The organism is Streptomyces sp. 7N604, assembly GCF_052245475.1.
Lineage (GTDB): Bacteria > Actinomycetota > Actinomycetes > Streptomycetales > Streptomycetaceae > Streptomyces.
Window position 1 is genome coordinate 1 of the sequence record NZ_JBQQBX010000059.1, and the last position, 15188, is coordinate 15188.

General features: G+C 68.7%; 15 protein-coding genes. 11 read left to right on the forward strand and 4 right to left on the reverse strand.

The genetic code is table 11. The features are described 5' to 3' along the window. Positions 1–142, reverse strand: a 142-nt coding sequence (locus ACTWP8_RS36610; protein ID WP_443326403.1) for an acyl-CoA dehydrogenase family protein, incomplete at its 3' end; no start/stop codon positions are given. Between the two features lie 86 nt (positions 143–228). Between ACTWP8_RS36610 and ACTWP8_RS36615 the strand changes: the two genes are divergently transcribed. Continuing rightward, a complete protein-coding gene (locus ACTWP8_RS36615) occupies positions 229–960 on the forward strand; it encodes a TetR family transcriptional regulator (protein ID WP_443326383.1) in 732 nt (243 codons plus the stop codon). 60 nt (positions 961–1020) lie between these two features. On the opposite strand, the gene ACTWP8_RS36620 is transcribed toward ACTWP8_RS36615, so the two are convergent. Both ACTWP8_RS36620 and ACTWP8_RS36625 read right to left on the reverse strand, forming a co-directional pair. After that, on the reverse strand, positions 1021–1653 hold the full coding sequence (locus ACTWP8_RS36620) for a response regulator (RefSeq protein WP_443326384.1): 633 nt from the start codon (positions 1651–1653) through the stop codon (positions 1021–1023). Next, positions 1650–2795, reverse strand: coding sequence for a GAF domain-containing protein (locus ACTWP8_RS36625; RefSeq protein WP_443326385.1), 1146 nt, complete (start codon positions 2793–2795; stop codon positions 1650–1652). The genes ACTWP8_RS36620 and ACTWP8_RS36625 overlap by 4 nt, the downstream gene beginning before the upstream one ends. A 194-nt stretch (positions 2796–2989) precedes the next feature. Between ACTWP8_RS36625 and ACTWP8_RS36630 the strand changes: the two genes are divergently transcribed. The 8 genes from ACTWP8_RS36630 to ACTWP8_RS36665 all read left to right on the forward strand — a co-directional run bounded on the left by ACTWP8_RS36630 (position 2990) and on the right by ACTWP8_RS36665 (position 10924). Next, positions 2990–3802 (forward strand): ABC transporter ATP-binding protein, encoded by an 813-nt coding sequence (locus tag ACTWP8_RS36630; RefSeq protein WP_443326404.1) that lies wholly within the window; start codon positions 2990–2992, stop codon positions 3800–3802. Further along, positions 3799–4677 (forward strand): ABC transporter ATP-binding protein, encoded by an 879-nt coding sequence (locus ACTWP8_RS36635; RefSeq protein ID WP_443326386.1) that lies wholly within the window; start codon positions 3799–3801, stop codon positions 4675–4677. Before ACTWP8_RS36630 ends, ACTWP8_RS36635 begins: the two co-directional genes overlap by 4 nt. 1 nt (position 4678) lies before the next feature. Then, positions 4679–5575, forward strand: a complete 897-nt coding sequence (locus ACTWP8_RS36640; protein ID WP_443326387.1) for a branched-chain amino acid ABC transporter permease — start codon at positions 4679–4681, stop codon at positions 5573–5575. Beyond that, complete coding sequence (locus tag ACTWP8_RS36645) at positions 5568–6785, forward strand: branched-chain amino acid ABC transporter permease (RefSeq protein WP_443326388.1); 1218 nt, start codon at positions 5568–5570, stop codon at positions 6783–6785. The genes ACTWP8_RS36640 and ACTWP8_RS36645 overlap by 8 nt, the downstream gene beginning before the upstream one ends. A gap of 28 nt (positions 6786–6813) precedes the next feature. After that, the gene (locus ACTWP8_RS36650) at positions 6814–8100 is read left to right on the forward strand and encodes an ABC transporter substrate-binding protein (protein ID WP_443326389.1); all 1287 of its coding nucleotides are present in this window, start codon (positions 6814–6816) and stop codon (positions 8098–8100) included. Positions 8101–8168: 68 nt separating this feature from the next. Further along, the gene (locus tag ACTWP8_RS36655; RefSeq protein ID WP_443326405.1) at positions 8169–9797 is read left to right on the forward strand and encodes a long-chain fatty acid--CoA ligase; all 1629 of its coding nucleotides are present in this window, start codon (positions 8169–8171) and stop codon (positions 9795–9797) included. Positions 9798–9845: 48 nt separating this feature from the next. Further along, a complete protein-coding gene (locus ACTWP8_RS36660; protein WP_443326390.1) occupies positions 9846–10181 on the forward strand; it encodes a hypothetical protein in 336 nt (111 codons plus the stop codon). A 365-nt stretch (positions 10182–10546) separates the two neighbouring features. After that, positions 10547–10924, forward strand: a complete 378-nt coding sequence (locus ACTWP8_RS36665) for a sodium:solute symporter family transporter (RefSeq protein WP_443326391.1) — start codon at positions 10547–10549, stop codon at positions 10922–10924. A 123-nt stretch (positions 10925–11047) separates the two neighbouring features. Here ACTWP8_RS36665 and ACTWP8_RS36670 read toward each other — a convergent pair whose 3' ends face one another. After that, entirely contained in the window at positions 11048–11509 is a 462-nt protein-coding gene (locus ACTWP8_RS36670; RefSeq protein WP_443326392.1) for an ATP-binding protein, read from the reverse strand. A gap of 249 nt (positions 11510–11758) precedes the next feature. Between ACTWP8_RS36670 and ACTWP8_RS36675 the strand changes: the two genes are divergently transcribed. After that, positions 11759–13054 carry a PucR family transcriptional regulator gene (locus ACTWP8_RS36675; protein WP_443326393.1) on the forward strand — a complete coding sequence of 432 codons (1296 nt, stop codon included), beginning with the start codon at positions 11759–11761 and terminating at the stop codon, positions 13052–13054. A 1099-nt stretch (positions 13055–14153) separates the two neighbouring features. Next, positions 14154–14678 (forward strand): hypothetical protein, encoded by a 525-nt coding sequence (locus tag ACTWP8_RS36680; protein ID WP_443326394.1) that lies wholly within the window; start codon positions 14154–14156, stop codon positions 14676–14678. Positions 14679–15188 lie beyond the last annotated feature (510 nt).

Here is a 15188-nt window from a genome sequence, read left to right on the forward strand (position 1 = left end):
CCAGAGCCTCCTGCGGGAAGCGGCCCTCCTCGTCCACCTCGGCGGCGAACGGCGCGATCTTCGCCTCGGCGAGCGAGCGCACCGACTCGCGGAGCATGTCGTGCTCCTCCGACGGCCGGTAAAGGTCAAAGACTTCAGACATCACATCTCCTCGGCATGGCACTAAGTACCCTCGATTATGCACACTGAGTGCCATCCGGGGAATCTCCCTCGGTGTATCTTCGTGCCATGAGTGAGTCACGCAACCATCAGCACCGGGACGGTCTGGGCGAGTCGACGGAGACCGAGAAGCCGCCCATGAGGGACCTGCTGATCTCCGCCGCTTTCGAACTCTTCGCGGAGCGTGGCTACGACGGCACGACCATCGATGACATCGTGCGTCTGGCCGGAGTCGGCCGCAGGTCCTTCTTCCGGTACTTCCCCACCAAAGAAGACGTGGTCTTTCCCGACCACGAACGGGTCTTGGCCGACATGGTCGGCTATCTACAGGAGGGTGAGCAGGATCCGGACCCTGTGGGCCGGGCCTGTGGAGCGGCACGTCTGGTGATGCGCATGTATGCCGAGAACGCGGACTTCTCCGTCAAGCGGTATGCGCTCACCCGGAAGGTGCCGGCGCTCAAGGCGTATGAAATCTCGGTCGTCTGGCGCTATGAGCGCGCCCTTGCCGCTTACCTCCAGCGCCGGTTCGCCACCCTGCCCGATGGGGGTGCTCGAGCGTATGCGGTCGCGGCGGGGGTCGTGGCCGCGCACAACTACGGGCTGCGCGCCTGGCTTCGCTCCGGGGGCCGCGGGGACGTGGGTACAAGCGTCGACCCCGCTCTCGAACTGGTGCACCGCACCTGGAGTGACCCGGAGGACACCGTCGTCCTCATTGCTCGCGGCAACACCCCCCTCTGGCGGGTCGTCCAGCGACTCGAGGGAGCGCTCGGGGATGAGCACACGAGAAAACAAGGGAACTAAGTGCCACATATGGGGGTACTGAGTTCCCTCTGCTCTCGAGTTGCTGAGGCCGCCGCGCGGCTAGAGGATTCCGCATTCGTTGGCGCGGGCCAGGGCTTCGATGCGATTGCGAGCTCCCAGCTTCTCCAGTGTTCGCTGGAGATAGGTCTTGACCGTGTTGCGGGTAAGGTCGAGGGCTTCGGCGATCTCCGGGTTCGTCTCTCCCATCGCGACTCTGCGCAGGATTTCGTACTCGCGGCGGGTGAGACCGCTTTCTTTGAGCTTCCTGCGCAGCAGCACGTTGAGGTCGTGTTCGATGTCGGTGCAGATCACGCGTTCGCCGGCGTTCACCCGGCGGATGATGTCCACCAGGTCCGAGCGCTCGGTGTCCTTGACGATGAGCGCGTGGGCTCCGGCGCCGAGGGCTGCGTTCAATGCCGCGTGCTCCGGATACGCGGTGAAGATCACCACCTTGACTCCGGGGGAGTGCGAGCGCAGCGCGCGGATCACCTCAGGGGCGAGCATGTCGGGCAGCCGCAGGTCGAGCAGGACGACATCGGGATGGAGTCGTCGCACGGCGGTGATGGCCTCACGCCCGGAGCGTGCGTATCCCGATACGGTGATCCATGAGGTGCTACCGAGCGCCATGGTGACGCCGTCGAGGACGATCGGGTGGTCGTCCACGACCAGCACATGGACTGCCGTCGTGGTCATGCGGGGACCCACGCCTGGACGGTCACGCCACCGTCTTCGTTACGCCCGATGTTCAGCCGCCCGCCCACTCGCGCCAGACGCTCGGACATGGTCGGCAGACCGAGCCCTTCGGACGTCTTCCCGGCAGTCGGCAGCCCCACGCCGTCGTCGGCGATCCTCACGGTGACCCCGTTGGAGGCGGCGAACACGCTGAGCACGACGGAACGTGCTTTGGCGTGTTTCTCCACGTTCAGCAGCGCTTCCCGCGCGGTGTCGGTGAGCGCCCTGATGTGCGCCGAGGGCATGGCCGGCAGTTCGGTGACCGTGATGAGGCGGGCGACGATACCGGTGCGCTCGGTGAAGGCGCGGCAGTCGCCGCGCAGGGCCACGCCCAGGGTGACCTGTTCTGGCGGGGCACTGAGCGCGTGCAGCGACCCGCGCAGGGCGGCCGCCGCCTCCACGGCCTGCTGCTCGATATCTCCCAGCCGGGCCTGGAGGCCGTCTCCAGAGGGCAGTTCGTCGACCAGCGTGCGGATTCCTGCGCCGATGGTGAAGAGCATGGCGCCGACGGTGTCGTGGAGTTCGATGGCGACACGGCGACGGTCCTCATGGACCGCGACCTCGGCAGCGTGCTTGGCCCGCTCGGCGACGACCGCAGCGGCCGCGGCACGGCTGGCGGCCTGCTCCAGCACCTGCGTCGTCCGGTCGCCGAACGACGCCTCGAACCGGTTGGCCCCGTACAGCACACCCAGCAGCCGGTCCTCATAAACCATGGGCACGGCGATCATCGCGCCCAGGCCCTCGATCTCCACCTGCGGCTTGAAGTGGTGCGTAATGCTCTCATCGTGCCGGTAGTCGCTCACCCACAGCGGGCGGCGGCGCAGGAGAACCTGCCCGCCGAGCCCGCAGCCCGTGGGCACGACGAGTCCGTTGATTGCGGGCGTGCGGGTGTTCACCGTGTGCCGCAGCACGATCTGGTCGCCGCCGTCCGGTTCGCCGACCCATGCCACATCGACGCCGCTTGAGGCCGGTACGTCGTCCACGATCCGGCGCATCGCGACGGAACCGTCGAGCAGGGCGAGGATCTGGCTGTAGCCCTCGGTGAGCTCGAACAGCACGTTCGGCTGCGGCGCCCTGCGCCGCTTCGGTGCCACAACAGTCATGGTAGAACGCCTCCTGCCGGGCCCACCATGGCCAACCAGCCCATGATCACGATCCCGTCGCCCTCATGGTCACCCTGCCCGCCCTGCGGCGCCATCTCCAGGTGGAGACCTCCGCGGGGGACTATGCGGCCGCTGCCAGCGCGCGCAGGATCTCGCCACCCGCCGGAGCAGGCGGGGTAGCGACGGAGGCTCGGATGCTCCAGATCCGCAATCTGCAAGTGAGCTATGGCGGGGCCGTGCTGGCCCTGAGGTCGGTGTCCCTGGACGTGCCGGAGGGCGCGGTGGTGGCCGTGCTCGGCAGCAATGGCGCCGGGAAGACGACCCTGCTGCGCTCGGTGGCGGGCACACTCGCCGACTACAGGGGGGCGGTCGATCAGGGAGCGATCGAGTTTGCCGGTACCAGCACGGTCGGCCGGTCGGCGTCGGCGATGGCCGAGGCCGGCGTGGTGCTGGTGCCGGAGGGCCGCCGGATCTTCACCCGCCTGACGGTGGCCGAGAACCTGCGGGCCGGCGGATTCGCGGTGCGGGACCGGGCTCGCAAGGCAGCCGCCCTGCGCCGGGTGCACGAGCTGTTCCCCCTCCTGCACGAGCGGCGCGACCAGCGGGCCGGCCTGCTCTCCGGAGGCCAGCAGCAGATGCTCGCCATCGGCCGGGCCTTGATGGCGTGCCCGCGGCTGCTGCTGATCGACGAGCCCTCCCTGGGGCTCGCGCCGCGCATGGTCGGACGCATCGGGGATGTCGTCAAGGAGATCAATGCTCAGGGCACGACGGTTTTGCTGATCGAGCAGAACGCGACCATGGCGCTCGGTGTCGCCTCCCACGCCTTCGTACTCACGGTCGGCGCCGTCACCCTGAGCGGTAGCGCCGCCGAGCTCGCGGCCGACGAGTCCGTGCGGGAGCTGTACCTGGGCCGGGCCACGGACCAGGCCGCCGAGCAGGCCGAAGCCCGCGAACCGGCGATCGCGGGCTCCGGCCGTACCCCGCTGCTGGGGCGGTGGACGCCATGACCGAACACCCCACCACAGCCCACGACGGCGTCGAGCCCGTGCTCACCGTCGCTGGCGTGACCGTCCGCTTCGCCGGCGTCACAGCACTGGACGACGTCTCCTTCGCCGTGGCGCCCGCCGCCATCCACGCGATCATCGGACCCAACGGCGCCGGGAAGTCGACACTGTTCAACGTGCTGTCCGCCGTCTACCGGGCCGACAGCGGATCGGTGCACTTCCGCGGCACCGAGCTGACCCGGCTGCGACCGCACCAGCTCGCCCGCCTGGGCGTCGCCCGTACCTTCCAGAACATAGCCCTGCTGCCGGGCAGCTCCGTCACCGAGAACCTGCTCCTGGGCAGGCACGACATCATGCGGCCCGACCTCAAGCAGCCATGGCCGCGCGCCGGCCACCGCCGCACCGCACGCAGGCACCTTCAACGGGTACAGGAAATCGCCGCGTTCACCGGACTCGCCGACCTCAAGGACACTCCCGCCGGCGAACTCTCCTACGGCGACAGCAAGCGGGTGGAGATCGCCCGGGCGCTGTGCCTGGAGCCCGAACTTCTCCTCCTCGACGAGCCGGCCGCCGGCATGAACGCCCACGAGACCGCGGCCATGGCACACCTCATCCGCGACATCCGCGACAGCCTCGGCATCCCCGTCCTCCTCGTGGAGCACGACATGGGACTGGTCATGGGCATCGCCGACCGCGTCACCGTCCTCGACTTCGGCCGCCGCATCGCCGACGGCACCCCGGCCCAGGTGCAGCAGGACCCCGAAGTGCTGCGCGCCTACCTCGGCAGCGGCGACGACACGCCCCCGCCCGGCACCGGGCCCGCCACCGAACCGGACGGCCGCCAGCCGCACACGGCCCCGACACCCCAGGAACGCTGACATGCACACCTTCCTCCAGCTGCTGATCGGCGGCATGTCCCTCGGCGCCGTTTACGCCCTGCTCGCACTCGGCTTCGTGGTGGTGTTCAAGGCAGGCGGGGTCGTCAACTTCGCTCATCCGGCGTTGCTCATGGTCGGGGCCTACTTCACCTCACGCTTCAGCACAGCCGACCACTTCCCCTTCCCTCTCGCGGTCCTGATGGGGGTGGCCATCGCCGTCACTCTCGCCCTGGTGGTGGAACGCCTTCTGGTGCGCAACGTGGCCGGCCACGCGATCCTCGCGGTCAGCATCATGACCATCGGCGTGGACGTGCTCGTGCAGACCGAGATCACCCGCCGGATCGGTATCGACGTCCTGCCCATGGGTGACCCCTGGGGCAGCAGCGTCGTCACCATCGTGGGCCTGACCGTGCCGCAGACCCGGCTGATCGCACTGGCCGTCAGCGTCGTGCTCATCGCCGCCTTCCTCGCCTGGTTCCGCTTCTCCAGCTGGGGCGTGGCCATGCGCGCCACCGCCGAGGACCCTGCGACCGCCTCCCTGATGGGCATCCGGCGCAGCCGCATCTCGGCGACCTCCTGGCTGATCGCCGGGGCGCTCGCCGCGATCGCGGGCCTGTTCATCACCGTCTTCCCCTCACCCGGGCTGGAACCGGCTACCGCCGCGGTGGCCCTGCGGGCGTTCCCCGCCGCCATCATCGGCGGTCTCGACTCGGTCGGCGGCGCCGTCGTCGGAGGGCTCGTGGTGGGCGTCACCGAGGCGCTCGCCCAGGGATACGCCGAGCAACTCTCCCCGCTCGGCACCGGCTTCCACACCGTCATGCCCTATCTCGTCATGGTGCTGGTGCTGCTCGCCCGGCCCACCGGCCTGTTCGGAACCAAGGAGCTGCACCGTGTCTGACTCCTCGCTCGCCACCTCCGCACCACCCGACCCTGACCAGGACGGGCAGCCGGCGAAGGCGACCCCCCGCCCTCAGCGGCTCATCGCTCGTACCTGGACCGGCTGGCGCCACTCGAGGACTGGGCCGCTCGCGGGCGCCTTGGGCCTCGCCGTCCTGCTCGTCCTGCCGTTCTATGCGGAGGCGTTCTGGCTCCAGCTGGGCCTGTTCGTCTTCGCCACCGCGGTTGCCGCCCTCGGTATGACGCTGCTGCTCGGCCAGGTCGGCATGCTCTCCCTCGGCCATGCCTTCTTCATCGCTCTCGGTGCCTACGGCTACACCTATTTCGCCGCGGACGGCGCGGACGGCCGGGCCGGCCTCGGCCTGCCGCCGCTGATCGCCGCCGTGTTCGCGGTGGCACTCGCCGGATTCATCGGCCTGCTCTTCAGCCCGGTCGCCGCCCGGCTGCGCGGCATCTACCTCGGCATCGCCTCCCTAGGCCTGGTCTTCGTCGGCCAGCACGTCCTGGTCAACGCCGAAGCGCTCACCGGCGGGGTCAACGGCCGTGATGTGCCGGCCTTCAGCGCGCCCGGCCTGACCTTCGAGAACGTTCCCGGTCAGACCCTGTTCGTGCTCGGCGTGCCCTTCCAGCGCGAGGAACGCCTGTGGTACCTCGCCCTCGGCACGCTCCTGGCCGCCCTCGTCTGCTACCGCCTGCTGGTGCACTCCCGCGCCGGACGGGCTCTGCGCGGGATACGCGACCACGAGGTGGCCGCCGCCGCGATGGGCGTGAGCGTCGTCCGCTACAAGGCCTACGCCTTCCTGGTGTCCTCGATGTTCGCCGGCCTCGGCGGCGTCCTGCTTGCCCTGGCCTTCCGCCGCATCATCCCCGAAACGTTCGGGGTGGCCTTGTCCATCGAATACCTGGCGATGATCGTCATAGGCGGGCTCGGCTCCGCGGGCGGCGCCGTCTTCGGCGCCGCGTTCGTCGCCTCCCTGCCGCCCGTCCTGGAGCGCTATGCAACCCAGCTCCAGGGCACAGGCACCAGCACCGGCGGCCTCACCGCGGCGGTCGTGGCCAAGTTCGTCTACGGCGCCGCCATCGTGCTGATCATCCTCTTCGAACCAGGCGGCGCCGCGTCCTTGCGCAGCCGCCTGCGTCGGCTTGGCAGTCGGCGCCGCGCCAAGGCCGCCGAAAGCTCCACCGCCCCCGCATCCCCCACCCACCCCTGACCCACCCACCACTCGAGAGAGGTCCACCATGGCCAACTCCTCCAGCACCCGCACCCGGCGCAGAGCCCGCACCACCCTCGCCACCTGCCTCCTGCTCGGCATCGCCGTCACTGCCGGCTGCTCGACAAAGGCGACCACCACGCAAGACGGCAGCGGCCAGGGAGCCGGCGAGATCGCCACCGGACCCGGCGTCACCGACAAGACGGTCAAGCTGGGCGTGATCACCGACCAGACCGGAGTCTTCGCCGGGCTGGCCAAGTCCGTCTTGCAGGGACGCGACTTGTTCTGGACCGAGAAGAACAAGGAGGGCGGGGTGTGCGGCCGCAAGGTCGAGTTCGTGGTGAAGGACCACGGCTACCACACCCAGCAGGCCGTCTCCGCCTACAGCCAGGTCAAGGGCGAGGTCCTGGCCCTCCAGGAGCTGCTCGGCTCCCCGATGATCGCCGCGCTGCTCCCGACCATCAAGTCCGACGAGATGCTCAGCCTGGCCGTGTCCTGGTCCTCCGGCCTCCTGGACAACCCCTACGTGGTCGTCGCCGGCACCACCTACGACGTAGAGATGATCAACGGCCTGCAGTACCTGGTCGACTCACGGAAGCTGCGCCGCGGGGAGACCGTAAGCCACATCTACCTCGAAGGCGACTACGGCCAGAACGCCCTGGAGGGCAGCCGCGCCGCAGCCAAGAAGCTCGGCCTGAAACTCAAAGAGCACAAGATCAAGCCGACCGACACCGACCTCACCGCCCAGGTGACCTCCTCGCGTAACGCCAAGGCCAAGGCCGTCCTGCTCACCACCACCGCGGCCCAGACCGCCTCCGCCGTGTCCGTCGCCGAGGCCTCCGGATTCGACGCGACCTTCCTCGGCTCCAACCCCTCCTTCAGCCCAGCCCTGTTGAGCGGCTCCGCGAAGAAGGCCCTTCACAAGCGGTTCCTCCTCGTCAGCTCCACCGCCCCGTTCTCCTCCAAGGCGGACAAGCCCTCGACGGTCCGCAAGGCGTTCACCAAGAAGTTCTCCGGCCAGCCCACCTCGTATGTCATGTACGGCTACGCCCAGTCCGAGATCATGGCCGAGATCCTGCAGGAGGCCTGCGACAACAAGGACCTCACCCGGGCGGGCCTGCTCAAGGCGATGCGCGGCCTCTCCGACGTGGACACCGACGGCTTGATCGCCCCCCTCGACTACAGCAAGTCCGGCGCGATCCCCGCCCGCCAGGTCTACATCCTGCGCCCCGATGCCAAGGTGGCCGGCGGCCTCCGCATCGCCCAGGACCTTTATTCCTCGGAACTCGGTGACTCATACGAGCCGGCGAAGTAGTACGCGCCGACGCCCCCTTGTTCAGGCCCTCGATCAGGAGACATTCCGACATGGACGATCCCACACCCATGCGCAGCACCATGCAGAACGTTCCGCTCCAGGTCGCAAGACTCCTCCAGCACGGCGCGACGCTGCACGGCGGCAGCGAAGTCGTCACCGCCACCGAAGACGGGATGCGCCGCGCCACGTACTCAGCCGTGGGCCGCAATGCTGCCCGGCTGGCTCACGCGCTGGCGGACCTCGGAGTGGGCCCGGGCGACCGGGTGGCGACGTTCATGTGGAACAACCAGGAGCACCTGGAGGCCTACCTGGCCGTACCCTCCATGGGCGCCGTCATCCACCCCCTGAACATCAGGCTCTTCCCCGAGCAGATCACCTACATCGCCAACCACGCCGAAGACCGCGTCGTCATCGTCGACGACTCCCTGCTGCTCACCTTCGCCTCCATCCTTCCGCACTTGAGCACCGTGGAGCACGTCATCGTCAACGGCGACGCGGACCCCTCGGTCCTGCCCTGCGCCCCCTCCACCGTCCACCGCTACGCCGGCCTGCTGAAAGGCCGGCCGGACACCTATCCCTGGCCCGACGTCGACGAGCAGCAGGCAGCCGGCATGTGCTACACCTCCGGCACCACCGGCAACCCCAAGGGCGTCATCTACAGCCACCGCTCGCTGTACCTGCACTCCCTCGGGATCAGCCTGCCGGACATGTTCGGCATCTCGGTACGCGACCGCGTCCTCGCCATCGTCCCCCAGTTCCACGCCCAGGCATGGGGCCTGCCCTACGCCGCCTTCCTCACCGGGGCATCACTCGCCATGCCCGACCGCTTCCTTGGCCCCGAACCGCTCGCGAAGTTCATTGAGGCGGCACGGCCCACCATGGGCGCCGCAGTGCCCACGGTGTGGCAGGGGCTGGCCGACCACCTCGACCAGCACCCGCAGATCGACATCTCCTCGCTGTCCGAGGCCATCGTCGGCGGCTCCGCATGCCCGCCGTCGCTCATGCGGACCTACGACCAGCACGGTGTGCGGCTCCTCCATGTCTGGGGCATGACTGAGATGTCGCCGCTGGGCACGCTGTGCCGCCCCCCGAAGAACGCAGACGGCGAAAGCGAGTGGGACTACCGGCAGACCCAGGGGCGCTTCCCCGCCCCGGTCGAGGCCCGCCTCATCGACGCCGACGGCTCCCAGGTGCCGTGGGACGGGCAAAGCGTCGGAGAACTCGAGGTCCGCGGACCATGGATCACCGGCTCGTACTACCTCGATGACGACCCGTCCAAGTTCCACGACGGCTGGCTGCGCACCGGCGACGTGGGAACGATCACTCCCGACGGCTATCTGTCCCTCACCGACCGCGTCAAAGACGTCATCAAGTCCGGGGGCGAGTGGATCTCCTCCGTCGAGCTGGAGAACCACCTCATGGCCCACCCCGCCGTGGCCGAGGCGTGCGTCGTCGGCGTGCCGGACGACAAGTGGGGTGAGCGCCCGCTGGCCATCGTGGTCCTCCGTAACTCCGGTCAGGGGGCGACCTATCAGGAATTGCGCACGTTCCTCGCGGAGAAAGTGGCCTCATGGCAGCTCCCCGAGCGGTGGGCACAGGTACCCGAAGTGCCCAAGACATCGGTGGGCAAATTCGACAAGAAGGTGCTGCGCAGCCTGTACGCGGACGGTGCGCTGGATGTGCACCTCATCGCCTGAACCACCCCCTCGCTCCCTGTCCCACTCCCGCACACCCCCAGGACACCCATGAACTGCCTCCCCACGCATCCAGGCCAGGACCCCGAACCGGCCGCAGCCTTGTACCTCAGTCGACTCGACCACGAGTCCCTGTACTCCAACACAGAGCTGCGCCAGGCCATCTCCGAGACGACCGCGGAACTCAACGAACCGGATGCACTCATCCACGGCTACACAACAGCCCTGTTGCGCCTCGACGAGGCGGATGACCGCGCCGGCCACGCCCGCCGGAAGTGGGCTCTGCGCATGGCCGCCGATCTGACCCGGGACCAGGCGAACGACGCCTGCGGCGAGGAGCACGCGGGTGCGGGGCGGCCCGCCCCGCACCTGAGACGAGCCTCATGAGTCATCACGCGGCCCCACCTCCGTGGCACAACAACTCCCAACCGGGACCCGGTCTACGGCCTGGAGGCCGACCTGCTCAGGCTGCGGGCCGAACGCCTGCGGCGCTGTCCCCGGTCCGTACCGTGGCAGGCGCGGTCGTCGCCCTGTACCTGCTGAACGCTCCCCTGGGGAACGAGGCACGGGCTTCGCGGGCACACCGCTCATCGGCCCGCTGACCATCGGCCTCGCCATGAGCCTGCTGGTGTGCGTACCACCACCAGGGCCGCTTGGTGGTACGCACACCACGCGAGGACCTCCCTCGACCCGCTGACGCAGCATCTGCGCGCCCACGGCCCGCACCGGGAGGGAAAGAGGTGATCAATTCCATGAACACCCAGAACCTCAATATCTCCACCCTGGTGGGACTTCCTTTCGCCGTCGCTGCCTCTGCGATCCTTCCGGTGCTCCTGTACACCCTGTACTGGAAGGGCTTCACCACTAGGGGCGCGACCTGGGGCATCTTCGGAGGACTCCTCTCCGCCATGCTGTTGGTGCTCTTCTCGCCGGCCGTGTCGGGGAATCCGACCGCCCTCCCGCCGGACTCGGACTTCGCGATCTTCCCGCTCCGCAACCCCGGATTGGTCTCGATTCCGATCGGCTTCCTGCTGGGCTGGCTCGGATCGGTCCTCGACCCGCACGGGCCGGGCGATGCGAAGTTCACCGAGGTCGACCGCCGCATCGCCGCCGGCACCAGGACCGGCTGAACCAGAACCACGGGTACGGGTACGGGCCCCCGGTCCGCTCACCGCCTGGCCCAGGGTCCTCTCCGGTCACGAACGGCCAATCCCCCGAATTCGGATCACCCACTGCCCCATCTCGCCGATGAATCAGCGGCAGCAGTCCCGCGCAGTGCAGGTCGCCAGTTCGAACCACACGGTCTTGCCGCGGCCCCGGGACCGCACGCCCCACTGCCGGGCAAGCATGTCGAGCAGCTGCAGGCCTCTCCCCGACTCGCTGTCCGGCGACTGCGGACGGAGCTGGGGCAGGGCGGCGTGGCCATCGGTCACTTCGCAGAGCAGGGTTCCGTGCCGCCTGCTCAGGCTCAGCGTGACCGGGCCTGCCCCATGGGTCACCGCATTGGTCACCAGTTCGCTGACCAGCAGCTCGGCGGTATCGGAATGCTCGTCCAGTCGCCAGCTCAGAAGCTGCTGCCGGGTGATTTGCCTCGCCCGCCCCGGCCCTTCCAGGTCCGGCGGCACGACCCAGGAGGGCCGCCGATCCGGGAGGCCTGCGCCGGTGCGCTGCCGAGAAACGCGGGGGCTGCTGATGATGAGGCGGTGGCTGGCCATGATGCCCTCCGCGGGTGAAGTCCTACGACCGAACACCTGCGCAAAGCTCGCTGCGAACCTTGGCGTGGCGGCTCACTTGCGCCGATGTCCTTCTCTTCACACCCTCCGCGCACACGGCATCCCTCCCTAAGAGGCTGATCCCCACACTGCGGACATAGGACTTGTGGTCGGGTCACAATCCAGGGCGTAACCTGGGAAGACGCCGAGGCGCAGCCGCCCTGGTCAGCAGAGCGCAGTGGGAGCGTGCCCATGGAAGCGCGGGAGACTGACATGGAGCCAGGCGTCCGCCGTATCGTCGAGGCGATCGAGAGAACCCTCGACCAGGTGGTCGCCACCGCAGTGGAGGCGATCTGGGAACAGGTACCCGCGTATGGAGACAACCCGGACGAGAGACTCCGCGATGATGTGACCGTCCATGTGGACGTGATCTTCCGCGCCTGGGTGAACAGCGTGAGGGAGAAACGGCCGGCGCGTCGCAGCGACTTTCCGATCACCGCTGATCAGGCCGCACGTCGTGTCCGCCAGGGCATCTCATTGTCCGACTTTCTCCAGGCCTACCGCGTCGCCCAGCTCGCCTTGTGGGAAGCCGTGCTCAGCGTGTCACAGGAGGATCCCCCGGCCCGTGAAGCTGCGCTGTCGATGGTAGAGAAAGTCATGCACATGATTGAGGTGGGGAGCTCGGTCGCCGCGGAGGGATATCTCTACGCCCAGCAACACCAGCTCGCCGAAACCGACCGGGTCCGCCGCGACCTGCTTGAGGACCTACTCGCCCGCCGTGATCTCTCTCCTGGCCCCAAGCAGGCCATGCTGCGCGGCGCCGGGCTTGAGCCGGGCACGCGCCTCATCGTCGCTTCAGCCACTCCGGCGCGGCCACGGGGTGACGACCTGGCGCTGCGCGATGCGCTGACTGCGGTACGCAAACTCTCGGCCACCGGCCCACCGGGGCTCACCGTCGTGCGACAGGATGAGATCGTCGGTGTCGCGCCGGTCGCTGCCGGTGGCATCGCGACGGTCGCGGAGAATCTCAACCGTGTGACTTCCCGTCTGGAGCGCCAAGGGGCGCCCTTGGCGCTGGGAATCAGCACGGTTCACGCCGGGCTCCCCGAGATCCCCGAGGCCTACGCCGAAGCGTGCATCGCCCGCGACGGTCTCGAAGGCGAATCCGGAGTGGTCGCGCTCCCGTTGATCTCCAGCCTGGAATATCTGACACTGCGTGAGGACGAGACCGCGCGACGGCTCATTCGACCGGAAGTGCGCCGGTTCGTCGAGGAGGACATGGCGGGGGGCAGCGCACTCATCAGAACATTGCTCGAGTACACAGCAAGCGACCTCAATGCCAAAGCCGCGGCGCAAGCCCTCTATATACACGTCAATACCGCCTACAACCGCCTGGAGCGTATCACCGAGCGAACCGGATGCGACCTGCACCGCTTCGCCGACGTCCTCGAACTGCTCATCGCCGTACGGCTCTTGACCCGGCCTTTGACGACGATCGCTGACCAGCAGCCCCGAAGGACAGGCAACATTGAGCGAATTCCATCGTGAAGGTGCAAGTCGCGGGTCTGGTGTGAGTGGCGGGTGGGGGTCCTCCGCCCGATCAGGGCGGTGATCGGCTCACGGTGTTGTCTGTCACCGTGCGATCTCCGCCCAGTTGAGCACCAGCAGCGCCCGCAGCAGCAGTAGCGTGACAGGCTTTCATCCGGACAATGACCGCCGATAACAAGGGGCATTACCTCGCCTTGAACCAAGCCCACTACTGAGGACGGCGCCCGCCACATGCCGTGAGCTGGGCCGGGCAGCAGGCGACGTCGCGCCGCGTTGCGGTGTAGAACTCTCGCGAGTCGCGCGCTGATTCACGAGCAACGCCGACCACGTTTGGCTTGTGGATCCGGTCGCGTCCGAACCGCTCCATCTCGGCGACCGACCCAGCGCATCCGCGAGCCACGTCGACAACGATCTGTGCGCCGAGCAGCAGCATCGCCTCCCACGCCAGATCGCGGGCCTCGGAGGCACCGCCCAACCGTGTGCCGCCCCTCGTCGAGTGTCAACGGTGTGGAAGCCCCCCATAGACAGCGCCGTGTGGCTCCCCCGCCTTCAGGGGAACGCTGCAGCTCTCGGGCCGCCAGATAGCCAGCCCGAATCCAGGCCACGCAGCACCACTGCGCACCCCCCAGGCCCCCGCCCTCGACGGCAGAGTCGTCCACCCCGACCGACTCGGCGGTGTGATCCACTACGCCCAGGGCGCATGAGTGGCCGAGTATCGTGCACCCGCAGGGCCACCGGGCTCGCCGGTCCGGTGACGCGGCGCCGTGGCTGACAGCACCCCACGGCTGTCGGCAGCGCCGCCGGGCCCACCGCCCGGCAACGCCGAATGGCATATGCAAGAGCCCTTGTGCAACTTGCACCGACTAGGTAATTTCCGTTTCCACGTCATCCGGCAAGCCGACCAGGCCGCGGCTCACCGACGAGCGGGACAGGGTCATCCCACGTCCTCGTCCGGCTCGCCTCCCTCTAGGAAGCGACCGCGACCGAATCCGCCCTGCCGGACATCGCCCCTCAGTCGGGAGACGGTCCGCCGACAGGCGACACGAGCCGCCGGCCTGCCGGGCTCTTGTCCAGGGCGGTGAGGAGCAAGGGAGCGCACGTGGCACATCCGACAACTCCGCCCGACCCGACCCCCCACCTCGAGCACCTCGACCTCATGTCGCCCGGCGCCGACCGGCTCGGACAGCAACCGGACCCCCCTCAGCGCTGGCCCGGCACGGTAGGCCCGCCGACCTCGCCCGGCTTCCTGCAGTCGGCAAAGACCTGGCTGCTCGAGTTCGCTCCACCACGCTGGCGGCACGAGGAGACACTGCACCGGGATCCCGTCGAGCTGGCCCACGTGGTCAGACTGCACCTCCAGGCGGACATCATCGCGATGCAGGCGGGGCTGAGCGAAGTCGCCCAGTCGGTCCTGGCGGAACCCGCTCGGGCAAATCCTTCCGAAATAACCGACTTCTATGCATGCGAACGTGACTGGGCCTGCGCCATGCTCGAGCAGGTCAAGCTGGTTGAGCAGGCGTTGAGGGCCGTGTGCGACAGTGCCTCGAGGAGGCTCCCGGCCGCCGGTACGGGCAGGGCACGGAGCCGCGCCCCGATGCCTCGGCAGCGACCGGCCACAGCCTGAACTGGGCAGCTGCAGGCGCCATCGCCTGCAACCGGTCGCGCTCCCGGTCGTCGCGTCGCGGGCCGCGGCAGTCCACCGTGTACCGTGCCAGAACTCAGGCCACACGGGTTGATCTTCGGCACCCCTGCGTCAGGGTGATCGCCGTCCAGCACGACGGCCAGACTGAGCCGGGACGCCTCATGCTCCCACCACTGGCGCGGTGCGAGCTGGTGGCGGTGCTGCCGCTGCCGGACAGGGGGATCAGGCCTGGGGTGGGGCGGCCGCCTCCATCCCCCTGGGCGAGGCCCCGGCTGGACGCACCTGGGGTTGCCCGTCGGCAGGCCCCCATGAAGGCAGCCGGGGAATGCGTCCGCGACCCATGGCCGGGCCAGTGACGTCCACGATCGGCAGTAGGGTCATGGTCGCTGGGATGCCGATCTCGCGAGACGGGATCACCATGTTCGACCCCAACACGGTCGCGGTCACCCGCTACCGCTACCGGAGCCGACAGATCCCGACACCATGGACACC